Below are 23,825 nucleotides of genomic sequence, written 5' to 3'. Positions count from 1 at the left end.
TACTCACCCGCACGGGCCGTCAGCCGATGAGGACGACGCGTCACCGCACGGTGGCGCGTCGAGGGGGAGAGCACGTGTCACGCATCCGGGTTCTGGTGGTCGACGACTCCGTCGTGGTCCGCCGGCTCGTCACCGACACGCTCGCCGGGGACCCGGCGATCGACGTGGTCGGCACGGCCGCGAACGGTCAGATCGCGCTCACCAAGGTCGAGCAGCTCGCTCCCGACCTCGTCACGATGGACATCGAGATGCCCGTCATGGACGGCATCGACGCGGTGCGCGCGCTGCGGGCGACGGGCTCGCGCGTCCCGATCATCATGTTCTCGACGCTCACCGAGCGGGGTGCGTCGGCGACGCTCGACGCGCTCGCCGCGGGCGCCACCGACTACGTCACGAAGCCCGCGAACGTCGGCAGCGTGAGCGAGTCGCTCGCGACGGTCGCCCGGGAGCTCATCCCGCGCATCAAGGCCCTCGTGCCGAACCGCGGCCACGTCGGCGCGCTCGGGACCCCGGCAGCCGGCGCAGCAGCCGCGACCGGGGCACCGGCCCTGCGCCCGCTCGGTGCGCGGACGGTCACGCTGCGGCCCGCACCGCGCCCGCGCCCCGTCCGGGCGGTCGTCGTCGGCTCCTCGACCGGTGGGCCGGAGGCCCTCTCGCGGGTCTTCTCGGCGCTGTCGACGCCGCTGCCCGTCCCCGTCCTCGTGGTGCAGCACATGCCGCCCGTCTTCACGCGGCAGCTCGCCGCGCGGCTCGACCGCGCGACGGGCGGCACCGTCGTCGAGGCGGCCGGCGGCGAGGAGCTGCGGCCCGGCCACGTGTACATCGCACCGGGCGACCACCACCTCGAGCTCCAGCGCTCCGCGAGCGGGGCGCGCACCGTGCTCACGCAGGGACCCCCGGTCAACTTCTGCCGTCCCGCGGTCGACGTCCTGTTCCGCTCCGCGGTGGGGGTGTTCGGCGGCGACCTGCTCGCCGTCGTCCTCACCGGCATGGGCTCCGACGGGCGCGCCGGCTGCGAGGACGTCGTCGCCGCGGGCGGCACGGTCTACGCGCAGGACGAGCGCTCCAGCGTCGTGTGGGGCATGCCCGGCGCCGTCGCGACCGCGGGCCTCGCGCACCGCGTCCTGCCGCTCGACCAGGTCGCCCACACCCTCGTGGGCGCCCTCCAGAACGCCACCGGCGCCACCGCCGCCCGAGCCGCAGGAGGTGCCGCATGACCCTCACGCCGGAGAGCTTCACCTTCGTCGCCGACGTCGTCCGTCAGCGCAGCGCGATCCAGCTCGACCTCGGCAAGGAGTACCTCGTCGAGAGCCGGCTCCTGCCGATCGTGCGCGAGCGCGGGCTCGCCGACGTCGACGCGTACGTGCGCGCCCTGCGCGCCCGCCCCGACCCGGCCGAGCTCGAGCTCGTCGTCGAGGCGCTCACGACCAACGAGACGTCGTGGTTCCGCGACGCGACGCCGTTCACCGCGCTGACCCAGCACGTCGTGCCCGAGCTGCTCGCGGCCCGCGGTGCCGGCACGTCGCTGCGCGTGTGGTCCGCGGCGTGCTCGACGGGCCAGGAGGCGTACAGCGTCGCCATGGCGCTCGACGAGGCGATGCCGGGCGTGCGCCTGCAGATCACCGCGACCGACATCTCGGAGCAGGTGCTCGCACGCGGGCGTGCGGGGCGCTACACGCAGCTCGAGGTCAACCGCGGCCTGCCCGCGTCGATGCTCGTCAAGCACTTCACGCGCACGGGCACCGACTGGGAGATCAGCCAGCGGCTCCGCTCGATGGTGACGTTCCAGCGGCACAACCTGCTGCACGCACCGCCCGCGGGGCAGTTCGACGTCGTGTTCCTGCGCAACGTCCTCATCTACTTCGACCTCGCGACCAAGCGCGAGGTCCTGCGCCGGGCCCGCTCCGTGGTGCGTCCGGGGGGCTACCTGCTCCTCGGCGCGGCGGAGACCACGCTCGGCATCGACGACGACTGGGAGCGGGTCCCCGTGGGCCGCAGCTCCGTGTACCGGCACAACGCCCGGAGGGCAGCATGAGAGCGCTCGTGATCGACGACTCCCGCACGATGCGCCGCATCGTCGCGGGGGCCCTGGGCCGGCTCGGCTACGAGACGGTCGAGGCGGGGGACGGCCAGGAGGCGCTCGACGTGCTCGAGGCCGGCGGCCGCTACGACCTCGCCTGCATCGACTGGAACATGCCCGTGATGGACGGGCTCACGTTCGTGACGAACGTCCGGGCGAACCCGCACTGGCGCTCCGTGACGCTCATGATGGTCACGACGGAGAGCGAGCACGGGCAGATCGTGCGAGCCCTGGCCGCGGGCGCGCACGAGTACATGATCAAGCCGTTCACCCCGGACGCGCTCCGGGACAAGCTCGAGCTGCTCGGGCTGCTGCCTCTCGAGGAGACCGTATGAGCCCGCTCGCCCCGTTCGACACGGTCCAGATCACCGCGATCGCCGAGGAGGTCTTCGCGGCGATGGTCGACGGCGAGCCCGGGCACCTGGTGCCGTGGGCCGGTGACGTCCCGGTGCTCGCGGACCCGCTGCACGCGTGGGTCGAGATCCACGGCGCGTTCGCGGGCCGGACGCTGCTGTCGACCGACGTGTCGACCGCGGACGACCTGGCGCGCGCCCTCCTCGGGATGCCGGCGGACGAGGCGGTCTCGGAGGACGACCTCGTCGACGCGTTCGGCGAGGTGGTGAACGTGGTCGGCGGCAACCTCAAGGCGCTGCTGCCGGTCCAGGAGAAGCTGACCATGCCGCGGGTCGGGCGCAGCGCGCCGGACACGCACGGGGCGACCCGGATCGACGGCGTGGTCCTGGCCTGGCGGGGACGTCCCCTGGACGTGTCCGTCTGGCAGATCTGAGGGTCGTGGGGGCCCTCAGGATGACGACTCGACGAAGTGGGTGGTGAAGGTGCTGCGAGTGCTGGTGGCCGACGACAGCCGCGTGATGCGGCAGATCGTCGTGCGCACGTTGCGCCAGGCAGGGTACGACTGGGACGTCCGGGAGGCGCCGGACGGCGCCGCCGCGCTCGAGATGGTGCGCGCCGACGAGCCCGACCTGGTGCTGTCCGACTGGAACATGCCGGAGATGACCGGCATCGAGCTGCTGCGGGCGCTGCGGCGCGAGGGCTTCGAGACGCCCTTCGCGTTCGTGACGTCCGAGGGCTCGCCGGAGATGCGGCAGACGGCCGACGAGGCGGGGGCGCTGTTCCTCATCGCGAAGCCGTTCACCGCGGACACGTTCCGCGACGCGATCGAGCCGGTGCTCGCGTGAGCGCCGAGACCCCGCTGCCCGCGGCGAAGGACGTCCGCGAGCTGTTCGAGGGGCTGCTCGGTCGCGACGTCCAGGTCGCGACCGGCGGCGGCATGGTCGACCCGAACGAGGAGTTCGGGGCGGCGGTCGGCGTCTACGTCGACAACATGCTCCGGCTCACGGCGCTCGTGATCCTCGACCTGGACCTCGCGGCGCGCGTCGGTGCGGCGATCGGGCTCGTGCCGTCGCGCGGCGCCGAGGAGGCGATCAACGCCGGTGCGCTGCCCGAGAACCTGCTCGAGAACGCGTCGGAGGTGCTCAACATCACGGCGTCGCTGTTCAACGCCGAGGGTGCACCGCACGTCAAGCTCGACGTCGTGTACGCGCCGGGCGAGCCGGTCCCCGCGGACGTGGCGCAGTGGGTGCTCGCGTACGTGCGGCGCACGGACCTCGACGTCGACATCGCCGGGTACGGCCCGGGCCGGTTCTCGCTGCTCGTGATCTGACGGACGCCGGACCCACCGCCGGGGTGGGCGCCGGGTGCGGTGCCGCGTGGTGAGGGCATTCACATGCCCGTTCTGTCCCGGGTCAGGTCACGATCGGATAACGTGACCCGGATGGAGCAGCCGAGCCACGCCCCCGCGTCCCCTCGGCGGCGTGAGCTGCGTGAGTTCCGGGCGGCGCGGTCGCGTCGTCGGCGCGTGCGTGCGCGCGCCATCGTCGTGACCTCCGTCGCGCTGTGCACGGGTGCGCTCTCCGCGTGGGCGACGGTCCCGTCGCTGCGCACCGAGAGCCCGCAGCAGACCCTCGCGGCGCTGCCGGCCGCCGTCTCGCAGCTCGTCGAGCGCGGTGACGACGTGTCCCGCGGCGGCGGACGGCGCCCGCAGCCGTCGCCCCTCGCGACCGCGACCGGCACCCCGACCGTGACGCCCGAGCCGTCCGCGACGACGCCGGCCCCCGAGGCGCAGCCGACGACGACGCCGACCGCGACGCCCACGACGACCCCGACCGCGGAGCCGGCCCCGCCCGTCGCGCCGCCCGAGGACGCCCCGGCGCCCGCCGCCCCCGAGGCGCCCGCGCTGACCGCGGACCAGGAGTTCGCCGCGTCGCTCGTGACGCTGACCAACGAGCAGCGCGCCGCGGCCGGCCTCGGTGCGCTCACGGTGTCCGACTGCGCGACGCAGCAGGCCGTCGCGCGCGCCGAGGTGCTCGTCGCCGAGAACCGCTTCGAGCACGACCCCCTCGAGCCGATCCTGGCCGCGTGCGGCCCCGGCTCGGCGGGGGAGAACCTCGCCCTCGGCTACCGGACGCCCGCCGAGATGATGGCGGGGTGGATGGGCTCGGAGGGCCACCGCGCCAACATCCTGCGCGCGTACTCCTCGGTCGGCATCGGCTGCGTCTCGAGCGCGCGCGGGGTGCTGTGCGCCCAGGTCTTCCTGGGCTGACCGCCCTCGTCCGGGTGGGGTGACCCCGGCGCGTCAGCCGCGGACGACCTGCACGAGGGTCGTGACCGCCGGGGCGAGCTCGTCCCAGGACCGCCGGAACACGTCGGCGCTGCGGCCGTAGGGGTCGACCACGTCGTCGGCGCCCGGGTCGGCCGTGACCCGCCCGCGCTGAGCGGCAGCGAGCGGCACGAGCGCCCGCAGCCGGTCCCCGACCCCGGCGCCGGCCGGGAGCTGCGCGCGGTCGACGTGGGCCGCGAGCCGCGCGAGCTCGCGCAGCGTGAACGTGCGGCGCACCGCACCCGGGAACAGCTCCACGACGGCCGAGCGGTGCCGGCGCGTGAGCGCGAGCACGAGGTCGGCCGAGCGCACGATGTCCGGCGTCAGCTGACGCGCCGCGAAGCCCCCGGCGTCGACGCCGGCGCCGTGCATCAGGTCCACCATGAGCGGGCTCACCGGTGCCCCGACGACCGCGCCCGTGCCGGCGGACGAGACCAGGGCGCCGTCCGGGCCGACCGCCGGGCCGTGCAGCGTGCCGCCGACCGGCCACGGCGCACCGAGCCCCGTCGCGAGCAGCCGCTCGACCGCGGGGGAGCGGCAGATGTTGCCCGTGCACACGGCGAGGACGTGGAACGGCCGGGGCGCGTCAGGGGTCGTCACGCGTCCATCATGCCCGCGCCCCGTGGCCCGTCCGTCCCGCCGCCCGTCCTGCCGCCCGTCCTGCGCGGTCGTCCCAGGAGCCCCGGGTAGCATCGCGGCGGCCGTGGGGAGCGGCCACGGGGGTCGTCGCGCGAGCGGACGCCCCTGCGTGCGACGGGGAGGGGCGACGTGACGGAGCCGGCGGAGGGTGCGCCCTGGGCGACCCCGGACGCGACCGCTGCGAGCCGGCGCGCCCCCGCCCGGCACGGTCGCCGGCAGCGCCGACGACGCGGCCCCGTCGTCGCGCTCGTGCTCGCGGTGCTCGTGCTCGGCGTCGTGGCCGCGGCGGCGTCCCTCGCGTTCGACGCGGTCCGCGCCCGCGACGCCCTCGAGCTCGCCCGCACCGACGTCCGCACGCTCCAGGACCGCGTCGTCGCGGGGGACGTGGCCGGTGCCGGCGCGGTCCTGCCCCAGCTCCAGGAGCGGGCGCGCACCGCGTACGAGCGCACGCACGGGCCGCTGTGGCGCGTCGCCGCCGCGCTGCCCCGGGTCGGTGCCGACGTCGAGGCCGTCCGCACGCTCAGCGCCGTCGTCGACGGGCTCGCCGCGGACGCGCTGCCGGCGTTGATGCAGGCCACGACCGTCGTCGACCCCGCCTCGCTCGCCCCCGTCGACGGCCGGCTCGACGTCGCGCCGATCGCCGCCGTCGCCCCGCAGGTCGTCGCCGCGGACGCCGCGGTGCAGGACGCGAAGGCCGCGCTGGACGGCGTCGACACCGCCGAGCTCGTGGGCGTCGTCGGCGACGCGGTGGTCCAGCTGCGTGCGCAGGTCACGGACGTCGCGCTGACGACCGCGACCGCGGCCCGTGCCGTGCAGCTGCTGCCGCCGCTGCTCGGCGCCGACGGGCCCCGCGACTACCTGCTGCTCGTGCAGAACAACGCCGAGCCGCGCGCGACCGGCGGGATCCCCGGGACGGTCGTGCACCTGCGCGCCGAGGGAGGCGCGGTGAGCCTCGTCGAGCAGCGCAGCGGCGGTTCGCTCGCCGGCCTCACGGAGCCCGTGCTGCCGCTGACGCCCGCGGAGGAAGCACTGTTCGGCCCCCTGCTCGCCACCGACATGCGTGACGTCACCTTCACCCCCGACTTCCCCCGATCGGCCGCACTCGCGCGGGAGATCTGGCTGCGCGAGGTCGGCGGCACCGTGGACGGCGTGCTGTCGATCGACCCGGGCGCCCTCGCGCACGTGCTCGGCGCGACCGGGCCCGTCGAGGTGGGGCCCGGCCTCACACTCACCGCGGACGACGCGGTCGAGACCCTCCTGAGCACGGTCTACCTCGAGATCGAGGACCCCGAGCGGCAGGACGAGCTCTTCGCGGCGACCGCCGGCGCCGTGTTCGGTGCCGTCGTCTCCGGGCAGGGGGAGGCGCCCGCCGTGATCGACGCGCTCGCGCAGGGCGCACGCGAGGGCCGCCTGATGTTCTGGTCCGCGCGTCCCGAGGAGCAGGCCCGGGTCGCGGGGACGGTGCTCTCGGGCGAGCTGCGCGGCAGCGCCGGCGGGTCCGGAGTCGTGGGGGTGCACCTCAACGACGGGACCGAGGCGAAGATGGGCTACTACCTCGACCTCGACGTCACCGGCACCGCCACGGCGTGCGCGGCCGACGGGTCGCAGACGCTGCAGGTCACCGTGCGGCTCACCTCCACGGCACCCGCGGACGCGGCCGACCTGCCCGGCTACGTCACGGGCGGCGGCGCGGTGGTGCCGCCCGGGCACGTGCGGACCAACGTGCTGCTCTACGCCCCCGCGGGCGGCCGCATCGAGTCGAGCCGGGTGAATTCGACCGAGGCGGGCGCGTTCGCCCAGGTGCACGACGGGCTCGGCGTGGAAAGCCGGACATTCACCCTCGAACCCGGGCAGACCGTCACCGTCGAGCTGGACGTGCGAACCGCTCCGGGGCAATCGGGAAATGCGACATTACGGCACACTCCGACCGCCCGCCAGAACGGCCCGGTAATCATTCCTTCCGCATGCTGACGTGGACATGTACCGTGTCGTCAGCACTGTTGTGCGACAGCCTTTTTTGCCTACCCGTGGGGGGGACTCACACATGATTCGCCGTAAGGTCCTGATCGTCGCGGCAGCCGCCGCTCTCATCCTCGCTCCGTCCGCCGCGTTCGGCTACGGCGCGCAGGACTACACCAACAAGGGCACCGTGTCCGACTCGACGCCGGCCACCGGCGAGAGCTTCAGCGTCACCGTGCAGGGCCCGGGCAACACGCCCGTCACCCTCACGGTCACGTCGAACCCGGCGTCGCTGCCCGACTCCGCGATCACCATCGCGGGCACCAAGACGCTCACCAAGACCACGAGCGCCACGGGCACGGCCGTCTTCACCGTCACGGTGACGCAGGCCGGCACGTACACGCTCGTCGCGGCCGACGCCGCCTCGGGCGCCGTCCTCAGCACGCAGTCGCTCACGGTCGCGGGTGCGGCCGGTGCGGCCGGCACCACGCGTGCGCTCCCGACGACCGGGTCGGACGCCCTGCCGCTGGGCCTCGGTGCCGGCGCGCTCGTGCTCGCCGGTGCGGGTGCGGTCGTCGTCGCCAAGCGTCGCCGCGGGGTCACCGCCGCCTGAGTGGTGCGGTAGCTCCCCCCACGTAGTGCCGAGAAGGGCCCCCGCCGCTGGCGGGGGCCCTTCCTCGTGCTCGGCTGTGGCACACCGCCGCGCCGGACGTGTCCCGGCAGGCGGTCGCTCGGCGCCTCCTGAGCGCTCGGGCGTGCGTCGCCGGGGCGCGGGCGCTCGCGGGGGCCGGTCGCGGGCTGGGCGGCCTCACCCAGGCGCGGGAGCCCTGGTGCCACCGCCCGGGACCCCCGTGGCGGCCCGGGGCGTCAGGCGTCGCACAACTGCTCGTCGGTCCCGTCGCGAGACTCGGTCGTCGGCGGGAGTCGCTCGCTGAGCGACAGGGCCCCCGCCGTCGGCGAGGGCCCTGTCGTGGTGCGTGGTGCGTGCGTCGTCAGTGCGACGTGCGCTGGTCGCCCCCGCCGGGCTGCGACCCGCTGAGCGGCTCGCCCGGCCACAGGCCCGCGATGCCCTCGCCGCGCTGCTGCGACGCGCTGATGGGCTGGCGCGGCGCGGCGGCCGCCGCCGGGCGCGTCGGGCGGGCGTCCTTCGCCGAGCGGCGCAGCGCGCGGCTGCCGCGGCGGCCCGACGGCGGCGTCACGGGCTCGCCCGTCGACGTGTGGGACGCGTAGTCGTAGTACGTGTAGGCGTCGCCCTGCTTGCGGACCTGCTGGTTCACCACGACGCCGAGGATCCGGGCGCCGACCGTCTCGAGCGCGCCGATCGACTCCGCGAGCTGGTTGCGGTGCAGCTTGTTCGCGCCCACGACCAGGACCGCGCCGCCCGTGAGCTTCGACAGGATCGCCGCGTCGGTCACGGGGAGCAGGGGAGCGGTGTCGACGAGCACGATGTCGTACGTGCGGGTCAGCTTGTCGAGCAGGTTCGCCATCGCCTGCGAGCCCAGGAGCTCGCTGGGGTTCGGCGGGATCTGGCCCGACGGCAGGACGTGCAGGTAGCCGTTGCCCCACGGCTGGATGACGTCCTCCACGGCGGCCTTGCCGATGAGCACCGTGGTCAGGCCGACGCCGCCCTCGAGGCCCATGTAGCGGGCGACCGACGGGCGGCGCAGGTCCGCGTCGATGAGCGCGACCCGCGAGCCCGCGTCGGCGAGGCTGATCGCGGTGTTGATCGTCGTCGTCGACTTGCCCTCGCCGGGCAGCGACGACGTGACGACGATCGACTGCGGGCGGTCCGCGATGTCGAGGAACTGCAGGTTGGTGCGCAGCCGGCGGAACGCCTCGGCGCGGTGGCTGTGCGGGCTGCTCTGCACGATGAGCGGGTGCTGCGGGGCGTCCTCGTCGTACCCGATCGTGCCGATGACCGACGTCGAGGTCACCTTGGCGACGTCCGCCTCGCCGCGCACGCGGGTGTCGAGGACCTCGCGCAGGATGGCGAAGCCGACGCCGAGCGCGAGGCCGACGAGCAGGCCGAGCGCGAGGTTCAGCCTGGTGTTGGGCGACGTCGGGGACGTGGGGGCGGCGGCGTCGCGGACGACGGAGATCTTGACGGCGGACGGACCGCCGGAGGCAGGGGTCTCGATGTCGGAGATGACCTCGCGGAACTCGTCGGCGATCGCGTCCGCGAGGGCGGCGGCGATGGCCGGGTTCTCGTCGCTGGCGGACAGGTTGATCAGCGAGGTGTTGAGCGGCGACTCCGCGGTGACGCGCTGACCGAGCTCGTCGGCACGCGTGTCCAGGCCCATCTCGTCGATGACCGGCCCGAGCACGAGAGGGCTCGTCGCGAGCTGGGTGTACGACGTGACCTGCTGGCGCGTGAAGCTCGACCCCTGCAGCAGCTCCGTCGTCGACGAGCTGCCCTGCACGGACACGAAGACCTGGGTCGTCGCCCGGTACATGGGGGTCATCAGGAGCGAGGCCGCGACGGCGCCCGCGACCGCCAGCGCCGTGATCACGACGATGGAGACCCACCGCTTGCGCAGAATGGTCAGATAGTCCTGCAGCTCCACCGAATCACTCCCGCTCCCCGCGCCGCGGCCCTGCACCGCAACCGGTGAATTCTCGCACGCACGGCGCTCCTTAGGGCATCCCGGGGGCCTCGCGCGCGCCCGGCGAGAACATTCACCCGTTCGCCGCCCGAATTGACCGGAATTGTCTCGCCCGCTCCTGGTTACCCTGGACAGACGGCCGCGCGCACGTATTCTCGATGCGGCGACGAGGACGCGGTCGGGGGGGCTTGTCTATGACGGTACGCACGCCGCGGGTCGGTGAATTCCGGCTCCCAGCGCAGCGAGGCGTGCCCGAGGCGGAGCGCCGTGACCTGCGCGTGGCGCTCCCGGCGCCGGGCTGGTCCCGCAGCTACGCGCGCCGCCTCCTGGCGACCGACGCCCTCGCGGTGCTGACCGGCGTGACGGTCGCCTACGTCGTGCGCTTCTCGGCCACCGGGGTCACGACCGTGTCCGGCGAGTTCTCGCCGAGCTACCTGACCGTGTCCCTCGTCCTGCTCGCGGCGTGGCTGGGCGTGCTCGTCACGGGCCGGACGCGGGACCGCCGGGTCGTCGGCACGGGTCCCGACGAGTACTCGCGCGTCTTCGGCGTGACGTGGCGCCTGTTCGCCGCGGTCGCGGTCGTCGCGTACCTGCTGCGGATGGAGATCGGGCGAGGGTACCTCGCGATCGCGGCGCCGCTCGGCCTCGTCCTGCTGCTCGTGAGCCGGTACGCGTGGCGGCAGTGGCTGCACCGTCGCCGGGACGCCGGGGAGTTCCAGGCGGGCGTCCTGATCATCGGGCACCGCCCGACCGTCGCCCACCTCATCGAGACGCTGCACCGCAGCCCGCGCGCCGGGTACGGCGTCGTCGGGGTCTGCGTCGCGAGCGGGGAGGTCGGCTACAGCGAGACCGTGCTCGGCGTCCCGGTGCTGGGCTCGATGGAGGACGCTGCGGAGATCGCGGAGCGGGTCGGCGCCGACGCCGTCGCGGTGTCCGGCGCGGACGCCATCACGTCCGAGACGGTGCGCCAGCTCGGTTGGGACCTCGAGGGCAAGGGCATCGACCTCGCGCTGACCCTCTCGCTGACGGACGTCGCGGGGCCGCGCGTGATCATGCAGCCCGTGAGCGGCCTGCCGCTGATGTACGTCGACGAGCCGCGGTTCAGCGGGCCGAAGTACGCCGTGAAGTCGGCGTTCGACTGGTTCGGCGCGTTCGGGCTGACCGTCCTGCTGGCGCCCCTGCTCGCGGTGCTCGCCGTGCTGGTGAAGGTCACGAGCCGGGGGCCGGTGTTCTTCACGCAGGAGCGCGTCGGCAGGGACGGGCGCAGGTTCCGCATGATCAAGTTCCGCTCGATGGAGATGGGCGCGCAGGAGCGCCTCGCCGAGGTGCTCGCCCTCGAGGGCGTCGACTCGGTCGGGCTGTTCTACAAGCCCAAGAAGGACCCCCGCGTCACGCCGGTCGGGCGCGTGCTGCGCAAGTACTCGCTCGACGAGCTCCCCCAGCTCTTCAACGTGCTGCGTGGCGAGATGAGCCTCGTCGGGCCCCGGCCGCAGATCGACTCCGAGGTCGCGCTGTACGACCGGCGCGCGACGCGCCGCCTCCTCGTGAAGCCGGGCCTGACCGGGCTGTGGCAGGTCTCGGGGCGCTCGGACCTGTCGGTCGAGGACGGCATCCGGATGGACGTGTACTACGTCGAGAACTGGAGCCTGTTCGGGGACATCCTGATCCTGGCCCGGACCGCGAAGGCCGTGCTGGCCAGCGGCGGGGCGTACTAGTGGCGGGACGCGGCATCCTGGTGCACGAGTGGCTCTCACGCACCGGAGGGTCGGAGAACGTGTTCGACGCGATGGTCGAGGCCTTCCCGGGCGCCGACCTCCTGTGCCTGTGGAGCGACGTCGAGGACCGCTACCCCGGGCGTGAGCTCACCGAGACGTGGCTGGCGCGGACGCCGCTGCGCCGCCGCAAGGCGCTCGCCCTCCCCGCGATGGTCCCGACGTGGCGCGGGCGACGGCCCGGCGGGTACGACTGGGCGCTGGTCAGCACGCACCTGTTCGCCCACCACGTGAGCTTCGACGCGTCGCCCGCGGACTTCCGGAAGTACGTCTACGTGCACAGCCCGGCACGCTACGTCTGGGACCCCGAGCTCGACACGCGCGGCGCCGGGGTGCTCCCGCGGACGGTGGGTCCGGCGCTGCGGGCCCTGGACCGCAGGCGCGCGCGCGAGCACCACGCCGTCGCCGCCAACAGCGCGTTCGTGCGCGAGCGGGTCCGGCGCGCGTGGGGGCGGGACGCCGACGTCATCCACCCGCCCGTCGAGGTCGAGCGGATCCAGGCCGCGGGCGCCTGGCGCGACCGCCTGAGCCCGGCCGAGCGTGCGCGCCTCGACGCCCTGCCGCGCCCGTTCGTGCTCGGCGCCTCGCGGTTCGTCCCCTACAAGCGTCTCGACCTCGTGGTCGCCGCGGGCGAGGCCGCGGGCCTGCCGGTCGTGCTCGCCGGCAAGGGACCCGGTCGGGCGGAGCTCGCCGCACGCGCGGCGGAGGCGAGCGTGCCCGTGACCGTCGTGGACGCGCCGAGCGACGCGATGCTCTACGCGCTCTACCAGGAGGCCGCCGTCTTCGTCTTCCCGGCGGTCGAGGACTTCGGGATCATGCCGGTCGAGGCCATGGCGGCGGGGACCCCGGTCGTGGGCCTGCGCGAGGGCGGGACGAGCGAGACCGTGCTCGACGGCACGACGGGGGTGCTGCTGGAGTCGTTCGCGTCGGCCGCGTCGCTGGCGGCGGCGGTCACGGCGGCCGCCGACCTGGACCGCGCGGCGTGCCGTGAGCACGCGCAGCGGTTCGGCCGCCGGACGTTCGACGACCGCATCCGGACGTGGACGGGTGCGGCGAGCACGGCCGGCGAGGTGGCGCGCTCCTCGGCGGCCGCGAGCGGGGAGCTGGATGTCTGACCGCCCGGCGGTGCTCGTGCTCGGTACCGCGGACTGGGACCAGCCGATCGCGACCAACCAGCACTACGTGGCCCGCGCGCTCGCGGAGGAGCTCGACGTCACGTTCGTCGAGTCGATCGGCCTGCGCCGGCCCGAGCTGTCCGCGCGGGACGTCCGGCGCGTCGTCGCACGTGTACGGGGCGCCCGGGCCGACCTCGCCCCGCGCGCCCGGCCGGCGGGCATGGCGGTGCTCTCGCCCAAGGTCGTGCCGCACCACACCGGTCCGGTGCGCACGCTCAACGCACGCCTGCTGCGACGCCTCGTCGAGCCGTGGCTCCGGCGCCCCGGGCCGCGCGTCCTGTGGGCGTACTCCCCGGTCACGTACGGGCTCGAGCGCCTCGCGGACGTCACGGTGTACCACTGCGTCGACCTCCTCGCCGAGGTCCCCGGCATCTCGGCCGACGCGGTCGGTGCCGGTGAACGGGCGCTCGCGGCCGCCGGTGCGGTCGCGGTCGCCAGCAGCCCTGTCGTGCGCGAGCACCTCGAGCGCGTGGGCTTCGCCGCCCCGCTCCTGTGGCCGAACGTCGCCGACGTCGCGACCATCACCGCCGCCCGTCCGGCCGGTCCCGCCGCCGGGCGGTCGGCGCGCGCCGTCTTCGCCGGGAACCTCAGCCCCACGAAGGTCGACTTCGCGCTGCTGCGTGCGCTCGTGGAGGCGGGCGTCGACCTGCACCTCGCCGGCCCGGTCGCGGAGGGCGGCGGCGCCGCCGGTGCCGAGGTCGCGTCGCTCGTCCGCTCGGGCGCGACCCACCACGGGCTGCTGTCCCTCGACGAGCTCGCCCGGCTGTACTGGACCGCGACGGTCGGGCTCGTGCCCTACCTGCTGAACCCGTACACGACCGGCGTCAGCCCGCTCAAGACGTTCGAGTACCTGGCGGCGGGGCTGCACGTGGTCTCCACCCCCGTCCCCGCGGTCACCCCGGTGCCGGGCGACGTCACGGTGGCGTCCACCACGGCGGGGTACGTGGACGCGGTCCGGCTCACCGTGGACCCCGACCCCGCGTCGCTGGACCGTCGCAGCGCGCTCGCCCGCGCGCACAGCTGGGACGTGCGCGGCGCGCAGGCCCGGGCGCTGGTCGCGCAGCACGTCGGCGATCGGGAGCGCTCCGATGGGTGAGGCGCGGCGGGCCGGCACGGGCGCCCCCGCGAGGCGGACGCGCAGGCGGGTCGTCGAGATGTGGCCCGCGCGCAAGAACGCGGCGCACAACCCGTTCCAGGCGCTCATGGCGCAGGCGCTCGAGGACGCGGGCTGGGAGGTGCGCGAGTTCTCCGTGCTCCGCTCGCCCCTGCGGCGCGCGGACGTCTGGTCGTGGCACTGGCCCGACGGGCACTTCGGCGCCGGCGGACCCGTCGGTGCGCGCCTGCGCTCCGCCGTGCTGCGGCTGCTCCTGCTGCGGGCGCGGCTCGGGGGGACGCGCGTGGTGTGGACGGCGCACAACCTGGGCAACCACGAGGCGCGCAACGTCACGGTCGAGGCGCGGTTCATGCGCCGGTTCCACCGCGCGGTGGCGGGCGTCCACTACCTGAGCAGCGCGACGCGGGACGAGGCCGTCGCGCGCTTCCCCGCCCTTGCCGACCGGCCGTACGTCGTGGTCCCGCACGGTCACTACCGGTCCGTGCTCGCGACCGTCGACCGGGAGGAGGCCCGGCGGCGCCTCGACCTCCCGCCGGGCGTGCCCGTGCTGCTGTTCGTCGGCAAGGTCCGCGCCTACAAGGGGGTCGAGGACCTGCTCGCGGCGTTCCGCGACGTGGCCGACCCCGGCGCCGTCCTCCTGGTCGCGGGCAGCGCCGGGGCGTCGGACGAGGAGACGCTCCGCGCCCGCGCGGCGGCGGACGGCCGGGTGCGGCTGCTGCTGCGGCACCTGGACGACGACGAGCTGGCCACGGTGCTCGGTGCAGCCGACGCCGTCGTGCTGCCGTACACGCGGATCACGAACTCCGGGTCCGCCCTGCTCGCGCTGTCGGCGGGGCGGCCGGTCGTCGCACCCGCGCTGGGCGCGCTGCCGGAGCTGCGCGAGCTCGTCGGGGGAGGATGGGTGCGCCTGTTCGCCCCGCCGCTGGCCGCGCACCACCTCGAGGAGGCGCTGCTCGACGCGCGGGGGCGTGCCGGCGAGCCGGACCTCGCGGCGCTCGACTGGGCGCCGCTCGGGCGGGACCTGGCCGACTGGTACGAGGAGCTGTCGCGTGACTGAGCGGAGCCGCACGGACGCTCCCTACGAGCACGTCGTCGTGACGCGGTTCAACGTCCCGCTGAGCGAGGCCGCGCCCGTCACGAGCGACGCGTGGACCCGGCACCGGCTCGCCCTGTTCGCCGACCTGACGGTGCCCGGCTTCGCCGCCCAGACCGTGCCCGGCGTCCGCTGGCTCGTCCTCGTCGACGCCCGCAGCCCGGAGTGGCTCGCCGACGCGCTCGGCACGCTCGCGGGGGACGGGCTCTTCGAGGTCGTGCTGGTCGACGAGCCGTTCTCCGCGGCGCTGGTGAGCCGGCTCGTGCTGGCGCGCACGTCCGCGCCGGCCGTGCTGACGACGCGGGTCGACAGCGACGACGCGGTCTCGCGCGACTTCGTCGCCGTCATCCGGGCGCACGTGCGGGCCGGGGAGGCGGCCGGGCCGCACGCCGTGAACCTCGTGACGGGCGCCCAGCTCGCGGGCGACGACCTCTACCTGCGGCCCTACACCAAGAACCCGTTCGTCTCGCTGTACGAGCCGGTGAACCCCGAAGGCATCATGACCGTCTACGTCGACGAGCACTTCCACATCGACCGGCACGCGACCGTGCACAACGTCCGGACGCGGCGCCCGCTGTGGCTCCAGGTCGTGCACGAGGACAACCTCGCGAACACGGTCGTCGGGCTGCGCATCCCGCGCGGACGCGCCCTGGCCCGGTTCGCCCTGCCGGCCGGACCCCCGGAGCGCCTCCCGGAGCTCGCCCGCGGCATCGCCGTCTCGGGCGCGCGGGTCGTGCTGCGGATGGTGGGCAGGCCCAGCCGGGTGCGCGAGCTCGTCACCGCGGCGACCGGCCGGTCCACGCGGCGCCCCACGGGACCGCGCTCATGAGCACCGAGGTCGTGCTCGCGCTCGGTGTCCTGGGCGTGACCCTCGGCGGCCTCACCCTGTTCCACCTCGGGCGGGTCCGCGGGCTCGTGGTCTGCCTCGTCGCGGCCCTGACGATCGCCCCGTTCGCGCTGCTGCGGCTCGGCACGCTCCCCGCGGTGCCGACCGTGGGCATCGCGGCGCCCGTCCCGTCGGTCACGACGTACGGGATCCTCGTCGCCGGGGCGACGGCCGTGCTGCTGCTCGAGGGCAAGCTGCAGCGGCTGAGCCTCGCGGTCCTGCCCGCCGTGCTCTACCTGCTGGTCGGCGTGGTCGCCCTGTGGCCGCGGACGCCCGAGCTCGTCTCCGGGGCCGTGCACCTGCTGACGGTCGCGGGCTGCTGGGTCGTCGGCGTCGCCGTCGGCCGGGTGCTCGGTCGCGCGGACCCGCGCACGGGGCGGGCCCTGGCGTACGCCCTGGTCGCCGTGACGGGGCTGCTGGCCGCCTCCGTGGCGTTCCAGGTCCTGGTCGAGGGTTCCGCCGTGGTCCGCGCCTCGGGCATCTTCGGCCACCCCGCGACGCTCGGGAAGATCGCCGTGATCACGACCGGGCTCCTGCTGCCCCTGTCGTTGTCGCCGGACCGGTCGACGCGTCGGGCGGGTGTGTGGGCGCTCGCGCTGGGCTTCGCGATGACGGCCCCGACGCTCAGCCGCGCGAACATCCTCGGGCTCCTCGTCGTCGTGGTCGTGTGGGCCGTGCTCCAGCCCGGCGTCCGCCACCGCAACCGCCGCGTGCTGCTGACCGTGCTCGCCGGCGCGGCGTTCGTGCCGGTGCTGAGCCGGTTGCTCGGGCGGTTCCAGACCGACAGCGCGGGCGGGGACCGGCCGGAGCTGCTCGCCGCGGGGCTCCGCCAGCTCGCCGCGGACCCGTGGATCGGGACCGGGCCGAACCGCTTCGTCACCGAGGTGAGCGGTCACGAGTGGATCGTCGCGCAGACGGGCTACCCGGTGCACAACACCTTCGTGCTCGCCGCCGCCGAGCTGGGGGTGCCGGGCGCGCTGCTCATGCTGCTCCCGGTGCTCGTGGCGCTGCGCCTCGCGGTCCCGGCGCTGCGCACGCGCGGCACGCGGGGGGACGTCGCCCGTGGCACGTTCGCGATGCTCGCGGGGATCGCGAGCGTCGGCCTCACGGGGTGGGCGGTGCTGCAGCAGCCGATCGCGGAGCTGCTGTTCCTCGTCGTGGGGGTCCTCGCCGGCTGGTCGAGCGCGCTCCGCCGGGAGGAGGTCGCTGAGGAGGCCGCCGGGGCGGCCCGTGGGCGGGACGCGACCGAGCCCGTGGCGGGTGAGGGCCGGGCGACGAGCCTGCGCGTCGGCCCGGCGCGCCGGACGGCGACGCGGTGAGTCTCGCCGGGACGGCGGCGCGCGGGGCGGCGACGACCCTCGTCGGCCAGTGGCTCAAGTTCGCGGTGCAGACGACGGCGCTGGTCGTGCTCGCGCGCCTGCTCACGCCGGCGGACTTCGGGCTGTACGCGATGGTCGCCGCGTTCGTCGGCGCGGCGCTCCTGCTCAGCGACTTCGGCCTCTCGCTCGCCGCGATTCAGGCGCCGACCCTGTCGCCCGCCCAGCGGTCGTCGCTGTTCTGGCTCAACGTCGCGATCGGGACGGCGTGCGCGGCGGTCGTCTGGCTCCTCGCGGGGCCGATCGCGACGTTCTACGGCGAGCCGGAGGTCGAGCCCGTGGCGCGCGTGCTCGCGGTGGTCTTCGTGCTGCAGGCCGCCGCCGCGCAGTACTCGGCGGACGCGTCCCGCCACTTCCAGTTCCGCCGGCTCGCCGCCGTGGACGTGACGGCCCAGGCGCTCGCGCTGGTCGCCGCAGTGGTCGCCGCCTCGCGCGGCCTCGGCTACTGGAGCCTCGTCGTCCAGCAGGTCACGGCGGCCGCCGTCTCGTTCGTCGCGCTCCTGGTCGCGTCCCGACGCGCACCGGGCTGGCCGCGGCGCGGCACCGGGCTGCGGTCGTTCGTCTCGTTCGGCACCAGCACCACCGGAGTCCAGCTCGTGAACTACCTGAGCGCCAACGTGGACTCGGCGGTGCTCGGGCGCACGGCGGGCGCCGCGGAGCTGGGTGTCTATGACCGCGCCTACCAGATCTTCCGCATGCCGCTGCAGCAGATCGCCTCGCCGATGACCAAGGTCGCGCTGCCGGTCCTGTCACGGATCACCGATCCCACCGAGTTCGGCACCTACGTCGTGCGTGCCCAGCTCGTGCTCACGTACACGCTCGCCGGCGGCTTCGCGCTCGCGGTGGCGCTGGCCGAGCCGGTCCTCGAGCTCGTCCTGGGCCCGGGCTGGGGCGAGGCCCCGGCGCTGTTCTCGATCCTCGCGGTCGGCGGGGTGTTCCAGGCGCTCGGGTACGTCTACTACTGGATCTTCCTCGCCAAGGGCGCCACGGCGCTCCAGCTCAGGTTCTCCGTCGTGACGCGCCTGCTCATGGTCGGCCTGATCATCGCCGGCGCGCAGTGGCAGTCCACCGGGGTCGCGGTCGCGGTCTCGGTGGGGCTGTTCCTCAACTGGCTCATCCTCACGCTGTGGGCGGTCCCGCGGACGGGCGTCCGCGTCCTGCCGCTCGTCCGCACGGCCGCCGTCCCGCTCGCCGTCTACACCGTCATGGTCGTCGCGGCCCGCGCGGTGGCCCCGGCCCTCGACGACGACCTGGGCCCCGTCCTGACGGCGCTCGCGCTCGCCGGCGTGTGCGCCGTCGCGTTCGCGCTCGTCGCGGCGCTCTCGCCACGGGTGCGCCGCGACCTCGTGACCCTCCGCTCCACCGCACGAAAGGGTTGGCGCGCCGCATGAGCCCCGTCGACGTCGTCCACTGGAACCCGCGCGACGCCCGCTTCCCCGGACCCCTCGGGCAGGCGTTGTCGCGCGCCCCCCGGAAGAACAACTTCGGCGACCTGCTGGGCCCCCTGGTCGTCGAGCTCCTGCGGGCCGAGCGCCGCGGCGTCCGCGGGCCGGGCCGGCCAGCCGCACGGAGCCGGCGCCGGCGGCTCCTCACGGTGGGGTCGATCCTGCACCTCGCGCACGAGGGCGACACCGTGTGGGGGTCCGGGGTGAACGGCAAGGCGCGGCCCGAGGACCACCGCTTCCGGACCCTCGACGTCCGGGCGGTGCGCGGTCCCCGGACGCGGGAGTTCCTCCTCGAGCGGGGGATCGAGGTGCCCGAGGTGTACGGCGACCCGGCGCTGCTCCTGCCGCGGCTGATGCCGGAGCTCGTCGCGCTCGTGCCCCGGAAGCGGTACGCGCTCGCGGTCGTGCCGAACCTCAACGAGGCGTCCGGGCTCGCAGGTCACCCGAGCTTCGTCGACCCGCGCGGTCCGGTCCACGACGTCCTGCGCCGGCTCGCGCAGAGCGAGCGCGTCGTGGGCTCGTCGCTGCACGCCGTGGTCGTCGCGGAGGCGCTGGGAGTCCCCGCGTCGCTGGTGCGGGCGCAGGGCGAGCCGGAGCTGAAGTACGACGACTACTTCCGCGGCAGCGGTCGCACCGGCTACGAGACGTTCCCCGACCTCGAGAGCGCGCTCGCCGCACCTCCCGTGGTCGCGGAGATGCCGTGGGACCCGCAGCCGCTCCTCGACGCGTTCCCGTGGGACGTCGTCGACCCCGGCGCCTGAGCGGCCTGCGGAGGCCGCCGCCGACGGGTTACCACCACGTAACACCCGTGGACACCCCGTGCCCGTGCGGTGAAGGTTCTGCCACCATGCGTGCCATGGCGACAACCTCCCCCGAGACGGTGTCCGCGCCCCCGCGCAGCGCCGTCGACCGCTTCTTCAAGATCACCGAGCGCGGCTCGACGATCGGCGCCGAGGTCCGTGGTGGCCTCGTCACGTTCTTCACGATGAGCTACATCGTCGTGCTGAACCCCTTCATCATCGGCACGGTCCAGGACGGCACGGGGAGCTTCCTCGGGGGCGGCGACGGGCCCAACTTCGGGATGATCGCCGCGGCGACGGCGCTGGTCGCGGGCGTGCTGTCGATCCTCATGGGCGTCGTGGCGAACTTCCCGCTCGCGCTCGCCGCCGGGCTCGGGCTCAACGCCGTGGTCGCCTACTCGATCGCCTCGCTGCCGGACATGACGTGGGCCGACGCGATGGGCATCGTCGTGCTCGAGGGCCTGATCATCCTCGTGCTGGTCCTGACGGGCTTCCGGGAGGCCGTGTTCCGCGCGGTCCCGATCGAGCTCAAGACGGCGATCAGCGTCGGCATCGGCCTGTTCATCGCCTTCATCGGGCTCGTCGACGCCGGGTTCGTGCGCATCCCCGCGAGCCTCGCGACGCCCGTCGAGCTGGGCATCGGGGGCTCGGTGGCCGGGTGGCCGCTGTTCGTGTTCGTCTTCGGCCTGCTCCTCGCGATCGTGCTCATGGTGCGCCGGGTCAAGGGTGCGATCCTCATCGCGATCCTCTCGGCGACCGTCCTCTCGGTCGTCGTCGAGCTCGTCGCGAAGGTCGGCCCGCAGGGCTCCGACGGGGAGAACCCGTCGGGCTGGGAGCTCAACGTCCCGACGATCCCGGACACGTTCGTCTCGGTGCCCGACTTCGGGCTGCTCGGCCAGTTCTCGCTGTTCGGGTCGGTCGAGAAGATCGGGGTCGTCGCGGTCGCGCTGCTCGTCTTCTCGGTCCTGCTCGCCGACTTCTTCGACACGATGGGCACGATGGTCGCGGTCGGCGGCGAGGCGGACCTGCTCGACGAGAACGGCAACCCGCCGCGCACCAAGCAGATCCTGATCGTCGACTCGGTCGCCGCCGCGGCCGGTGGCGCGGGGAGCGTCTCGTCGAACACGAGCTACATCGAGTCCGCCGCCGGCGTCGGGGACGGCGCGCGCACGGGGCTCGCGTCGGTCGTCACCGGCATCGCGTTCCTGCTCGCGACGTTCGTCTCGCCGCTCGTCGAGCTCGTCCCGTTCGAGGCGGCCACGCCCGCGCTCGTCGTCGTGGGCTTCCTCATGGTCATGCAGGTCGCGGGCATCGACTGGAAGAACTACGAGGTCGCGATCCCGGCGTTCCTCATCATGATCCTGATGCCGTTCACGTTCTCGATCACGGCGGGCATGGGCGCGGGCTTCATCGCGTACGTCGTCATCAAGGTCGCCGTCGGCAAGATCAGGGACGTGCACCCGCTCATGTGGCTCGCGGGCGTGCTGTTCGTCCTGTACTTCACGCTCGGCCCGATCAAGGACACGCTGGGCGTCTGACGCTCAGCCCTCCGCCGTCGTCCGCACGCGCGCCTCTCCCGCCCCGGCGGCGAGGGGCGCGCGTGCGTCGTCCGGAGGGGACCCGGCGCCGCGGCGGTCCCGGCGGGGGAGCCGCAGCCGGTGGGCGACGAGCAGCACCAGGACCCCGAGCGCCGCGCCGAGCGTGTTCATCACGACGTCCTGGACGGTCGGCACCCGGGTCGGCAGGAACAGCAGCTGGGCGGTCTCGATGCCGGCGGACAGCACGAGGCCGCCGGCGACCACCCGCGCCCACCACGCACGCGCGGGTCGCACGAGCAGCCCGACCAGCACGCCGAACGGCCCGAACATCACGACGTTGGCCCCCGCCTCGACCCCGGCGTACGTCACGGGGACGCCGCGCGCGGTCAGCCACTCCGTGATCACCCGGACCCTGCCGAGCGCGTCGTTGTCGGCGAGGTCGGGCGTCAGGGTGATCCACGCGACCAGCAGCAGGTAGACCACGAGGGCCGCCCGGGTGAGGTGGCGCGTCCGCGTGGTCATCCCGCCAGGCTAAGCACGTGCTGTCGTAGATTGGCGGCACTTCACGCAGCCCTCACGAAGGAGTCACCAACGTGCGCATGTCGGTCATCGGGTGCGGGTACCTGGGTGCGGTCCACGCGGCCTCGATGGCGAAGCTCGGGCACGAGGTGGTGGGCGTGGACGTCGACGCCGCGAAGGTCGAGGCGCTCGCCGCCGCTCGCGCGCCGTTCTACGAGCCGGGCCTGCCCGAGCTGCTCGCGGAGACGTCCGCGACGGGGCGGCTGCGGTTCACGACCGACCTCGCCGAGGTCGCGGGCTCGCGCGTGCACTTCCTGTGCGTCGGGACGCCGCAGAAGCGCGGCGAGTTCGGTGCGGACATGGTCTTCGTCGACGCCGCGTTCGACGCGCTGCTCCCGTACGTCCAGCCCGGCGACCTCGTCGTCGGGAAGTCGACGGTGCCGGTCGGGACGGCGGAGCGCCTCGCCGAGCGGCTCGAGCCGATCGGGGCGACGCTCGTGTGGAACCCCGAGTTCCTGCGCGAGGGCTTCGCGGTCCAGGACACCCTGCACCCGGACCGGCTCGTGTACGGGCTGCCGACCGGTGAGAACGCGGTGCCGACCGAGGCCGGGGACGCCGCGAAGGCCGTGCTCGACGAGGTCTACGCGACGCCGCTCGCCGAGGGTGCGCCGCTCGTGGTCACCGACTACGCGACCGCGCAGCTCGTCAAGGTCGCGGCGAACTCGTTCCTCGCGACCAAGATCTCCTTCATCAACGCGATGGCCGAGCTCTGCGAGGCGACGGGCGCGGACGTGACCCGGCTCGCCGACGCCATCGGGTACGACGACCGCATCGGGCGCAAGTTCCTCAACGCCGGGCTGGGCTTCGGCGGCGGGTGCCTGCCGAAGGACATCCGCGCGTTCATGGCCCGGGCGGGCGAGCTCGGTGTCGACCAGGCGCTGTCGTTCCTCCGGGAGGTCGACTCGATCAACATGCGCCGGCGGGTCCGCATGGTCGACCTCGCGCGCGAGGTGTGCGACGGGTCGATCGTGGGCCGGCGCGTCGCGGTGCTCGGCGCGGCGTTCAAGCCGGACAGCGACGACGTCCGCGACTCCCCGGCGCTGTCGGTCGCCGCGCAGATGCAGCTCCAGGGCGCGTACGTCACGGTCACGGACCCGCAGGCCGTCGAGAACGCGCGCGCCAAGTGGCCGGACCTCAAGTTCGCCGACTCGGCGCTCGAGGCCGCGCAGGACGCCGACGTCGTGCTGCTCGCGACCGAGTGGCGCGAGTTCCGGGAGCTCGACCCCGAGGTGCTCGGCGAGGTCGTCGCGGAGCGGCGCATCCTCGACGGGCGCAACGTGCTGGACCCGGTCCGGTGGCGCGCGGCGGGCTGGACCTACCGGGCGCTCGGGCGCCCCTGACCATGACGGCGTCGGGGGGTGGCGCGGGGTCCGACGACGGGACCGTGCGCGGGCCCGGCGGGGGCTCCGGGCCGTCGGGTCCGGCGGACATGCCCGGGTGGACCGGGGGAGTGCCCGACGGGTGGAACGCCCCGCCGGCCGTGCGCCGGGGCGGGGTGCCCTCGTGGGGCTGGGCGCTGATCATGCTCGGGGTCCTCGTGGCGTTCGCGGCCGGTGTCGCGGCGCTGGGCCGCGGCGGCCCGGACGTCGGCCGCATCATCTCGGTCACCGGCACGCCGACCCCGGCCGCGTCGCCGGCCCGCACCCCGGACGGCTGGGACGTCACGGAGGTGGACCTCGAGGCGTACGCGGCGCGGCTGGTCGACGCGACGAACGCGGCGCGCCGCACCGACGGCCTCGACCCGCTCGGCCCGTCGACGTGCGCGCGTGACGGGGCCGCGGCGCGTGCCGCCGAGCTCGTGGGCGAGGACACGCTGGAGCACGCGCCGCTCGGTCCGGTGCTCGACGCGTGCGCCGGGCCGAGCATGGCCGCGGAGAACCTGAGCCGCGCCGCCGCGGAGCCGCCCGCCGTCGTCGACGCGTGGCTCGGCTCGCCCGGGCACCGCGCGAACGTGCTCGACCCGACGCTCGACGAGCTCGGCGTCGCGTGCGTCGTGGACGGCGACCAGGTGCTGTGCTCGGCGGTCTTCCTCGGTCCGTGAGGCCGCCGCAATCCGCTGGAGCGGCAGCCGCGTCCGCGTGAGACT

Annotated in this window: 23 protein-coding genes; 20 read left to right on the top strand and 3 right to left on the bottom strand. The window is 74.7% G+C overall.

The window, feature by feature from the left end; translation table 11 throughout:
* Positions 1-74: 74 nt before the first annotated feature.
* The 7 genes from AB6N24_RS09215 to AB6N24_RS09185 all read left to right on the top strand — a co-directional run bounded on the left by AB6N24_RS09215 (position 75) and on the right by AB6N24_RS09185 (position 4,703).
* Positions 75-1,217: a protein-glutamate methylesterase/protein-glutamine glutaminase gene (locus AB6N24_RS09215; protein WP_412869100.1), complete on the top strand. Its 1,143-nt coding sequence runs from the start codon at positions 75-77 to the stop codon at positions 1,215-1,217.
* Positions 1,214-2,035, top strand: a complete 822-nt coding sequence (locus AB6N24_RS09210) for a CheR family methyltransferase (protein WP_412869099.1) — start codon at positions 1,214-1,216, stop codon at positions 2,033-2,035. Before AB6N24_RS09215 ends, AB6N24_RS09210 begins: the two co-directional genes overlap by 4 nt.
* Complete coding sequence (locus AB6N24_RS09205) at positions 2,032-2,415, top strand: response regulator (RefSeq protein ID WP_034634097.1); 384 nt, start codon at positions 2,032-2,034, stop codon at positions 2,413-2,415. The genes AB6N24_RS09210 and AB6N24_RS09205 overlap by 4 nt, the downstream gene beginning before the upstream one ends.
* The gene (locus tag AB6N24_RS09200; protein ID WP_412869098.1) at positions 2,412-2,867 is read left to right on the top strand and encodes a chemotaxis protein CheX; all 456 of its coding nucleotides are present in this window, start codon (positions 2,412-2,414) and stop codon (positions 2,865-2,867) included. Before AB6N24_RS09205 ends, AB6N24_RS09200 begins: the two co-directional genes overlap by 4 nt.
* A 52-nt stretch (positions 2,868-2,919) precedes the next feature.
* On the top strand, positions 2,920-3,279 hold the full coding sequence (locus AB6N24_RS09195) for a response regulator (protein ID WP_258727252.1): 360 nt from the start codon (positions 2,920-2,922) through the stop codon (positions 3,277-3,279).
* Positions 3,276-3,764 (top strand): hypothetical protein, encoded by a 489-nt coding sequence (locus AB6N24_RS09190; protein ID WP_183296952.1) that lies wholly within the window; start codon positions 3,276-3,278, stop codon positions 3,762-3,764. The genes AB6N24_RS09195 and AB6N24_RS09190 overlap by 4 nt, the downstream gene beginning before the upstream one ends.
* 111 nt (positions 3,765-3,875) lie before the next feature.
* Entirely contained in the window at positions 3,876-4,703 is an 828-nt protein-coding gene (locus tag AB6N24_RS09185; protein WP_412869097.1) for a CAP domain-containing protein, read from the top strand.
* 33 nt (positions 4,704-4,736) lie between these two features.
* Here the strand turns inward: AB6N24_RS09185 and AB6N24_RS09180 are convergent, their stop codons facing one another.
* On the bottom strand, positions 4,737-5,360 hold the full coding sequence (locus AB6N24_RS09180) for an arsenate reductase/protein-tyrosine-phosphatase family protein (RefSeq protein ID WP_412869096.1): 624 nt from the start codon (positions 5,358-5,360) through the stop codon (positions 4,737-4,739).
* A 168-nt stretch (positions 5,361-5,528) separates the two neighbouring features.
* On the opposite strand from AB6N24_RS09180, the gene AB6N24_RS09175 reads away from it, so the two are divergent.
* Positions 5,529-7,370: a DUF4012 domain-containing protein gene (locus tag AB6N24_RS09175; RefSeq protein ID WP_412869095.1), complete on the top strand. Its 1,842-nt coding sequence runs from the start codon at positions 5,529-5,531 to the stop codon at positions 7,368-7,370.
* Positions 7,371-7,443: 73 nt separating this feature from the next.
* Positions 7,444-7,971, top strand: a complete 528-nt coding sequence (locus AB6N24_RS09170) for an LPXTG cell wall anchor domain-containing protein (protein WP_412869094.1) — start codon at positions 7,444-7,446, stop codon at positions 7,969-7,971.
* 379 nt (positions 7,972-8,350) lie between these two features.
* Here AB6N24_RS09170 and AB6N24_RS09165 read toward each other — a convergent pair whose 3' ends face one another.
* Positions 8,351-9,922 carry a tyrosine-protein kinase domain-containing protein gene (locus AB6N24_RS09165; RefSeq protein WP_412869093.1) on the bottom strand — a complete coding sequence of 524 codons (1,572 nt, stop codon included), beginning with the start codon at positions 9,920-9,922 and terminating at the stop codon, positions 8,351-8,353.
* Between the two features lie 287 nt (positions 9,923-10,209).
* Here AB6N24_RS09165 and AB6N24_RS09160 point away from each other — a divergent pair, with 287 nt between their 5' ends.
* From AB6N24_RS09160 to AB6N24_RS09120, 9 genes are all read left to right on the top strand, one after another.
* On the top strand, positions 10,210-11,676 hold the full coding sequence (locus AB6N24_RS09160; protein WP_412869092.1) for a sugar transferase: 1,467 nt from the start codon (positions 10,210-10,212) through the stop codon (positions 11,674-11,676).
* Positions 11,677-11,735: 59 nt separating this feature from the next.
* Positions 11,736-12,848, top strand: a complete 1,113-nt coding sequence (locus AB6N24_RS09155) for a glycosyltransferase (protein ID WP_412869091.1) — start codon at positions 11,736-11,738, stop codon at positions 12,846-12,848.
* A complete protein-coding gene (locus AB6N24_RS09150) occupies positions 12,841-14,004 on the top strand; it encodes a glycosyltransferase family protein (RefSeq protein WP_412869090.1) in 1,164 nt (387 codons plus the stop codon). The genes AB6N24_RS09155 and AB6N24_RS09150 overlap by 8 nt, the downstream gene beginning before the upstream one ends.
* Entirely contained in the window at positions 13,997-15,079 is a 1,083-nt protein-coding gene (locus tag AB6N24_RS09145) for a glycosyltransferase family 4 protein (protein ID WP_412869089.1), read from the top strand. Before AB6N24_RS09150 ends, AB6N24_RS09145 begins: the two co-directional genes overlap by 8 nt.
* Complete coding sequence (locus tag AB6N24_RS09140; protein ID WP_412869088.1) at positions 15,072-15,944, top strand: glycosyltransferase; 873 nt, start codon at positions 15,072-15,074, stop codon at positions 15,942-15,944. Before AB6N24_RS09145 ends, AB6N24_RS09140 begins: the two co-directional genes overlap by 8 nt.
* Positions 15,941-17,320 carry an O-antigen ligase family protein gene (locus tag AB6N24_RS09135; RefSeq protein ID WP_412869087.1) on the top strand — a complete coding sequence of 460 codons (1,380 nt, stop codon included), beginning with the start codon at positions 15,941-15,943 and terminating at the stop codon, positions 17,318-17,320. Before AB6N24_RS09140 ends, AB6N24_RS09135 begins: the two co-directional genes overlap by 4 nt.
* Positions 17,317-18,768: a lipopolysaccharide biosynthesis protein gene (locus tag AB6N24_RS09130; protein ID WP_412869086.1), complete on the top strand. Its 1,452-nt coding sequence runs from the start codon at positions 17,317-17,319 to the stop codon at positions 18,766-18,768. The genes AB6N24_RS09135 and AB6N24_RS09130 overlap by 4 nt, the downstream gene beginning before the upstream one ends.
* Positions 18,765-19,583: a polysaccharide pyruvyl transferase family protein gene (locus tag AB6N24_RS09125; RefSeq protein ID WP_412869085.1), complete on the top strand. Its 819-nt coding sequence runs from the start codon at positions 18,765-18,767 to the stop codon at positions 19,581-19,583. The genes AB6N24_RS09130 and AB6N24_RS09125 overlap by 4 nt, the downstream gene beginning before the upstream one ends.
* A 95-nt stretch (positions 19,584-19,678) precedes the next feature.
* Positions 19,679-21,160 (top strand): NCS2 family permease, encoded by a 1,482-nt coding sequence (locus AB6N24_RS09120; protein WP_412869084.1) that lies wholly within the window; start codon positions 19,679-19,681, stop codon positions 21,158-21,160.
* Between the two features lie 3 nt (positions 21,161-21,163).
* Here the strand turns inward: AB6N24_RS09120 and AB6N24_RS09115 are convergent, their stop codons facing one another.
* On the bottom strand, positions 21,164-21,682 hold the full coding sequence (locus AB6N24_RS09115; RefSeq protein ID WP_412869083.1) for a VanZ family protein: 519 nt from the start codon (positions 21,680-21,682) through the stop codon (positions 21,164-21,166).
* A gap of 71 nt (positions 21,683-21,753) precedes the next feature.
* On the opposite strand from AB6N24_RS09115, the gene AB6N24_RS09110 reads away from it, so the two are divergent.
* Together AB6N24_RS09110 and AB6N24_RS09105 are read left to right on the top strand one after the other, a co-directional pair.
* Complete coding sequence (locus tag AB6N24_RS09110; RefSeq protein WP_412869082.1) at positions 21,754-23,079, top strand: UDP-glucose dehydrogenase family protein; 1,326 nt, start codon at positions 21,754-21,756, stop codon at positions 23,077-23,079.
* A gap of 89 nt (positions 23,080-23,168) precedes the next feature.
* Positions 23,169-23,780 carry a CAP domain-containing protein gene (locus tag AB6N24_RS09105; protein WP_412869081.1) on the top strand — a complete coding sequence of 204 codons (612 nt, stop codon included), beginning with the start codon at positions 23,169-23,171 and terminating at the stop codon, positions 23,778-23,780.
* Positions 23,781-23,825: the final 45 nt, after the last annotated feature.

This window comes from Cellulomonas jepli, assembly GCF_047229345.1.
Lineage (GTDB): Bacteria > Actinomycetota > Actinomycetes > Actinomycetales > Cellulomonadaceae > Cellulomonas_A.
This window is presented reverse-complemented; position numbering and strand designations above follow the sequence as displayed.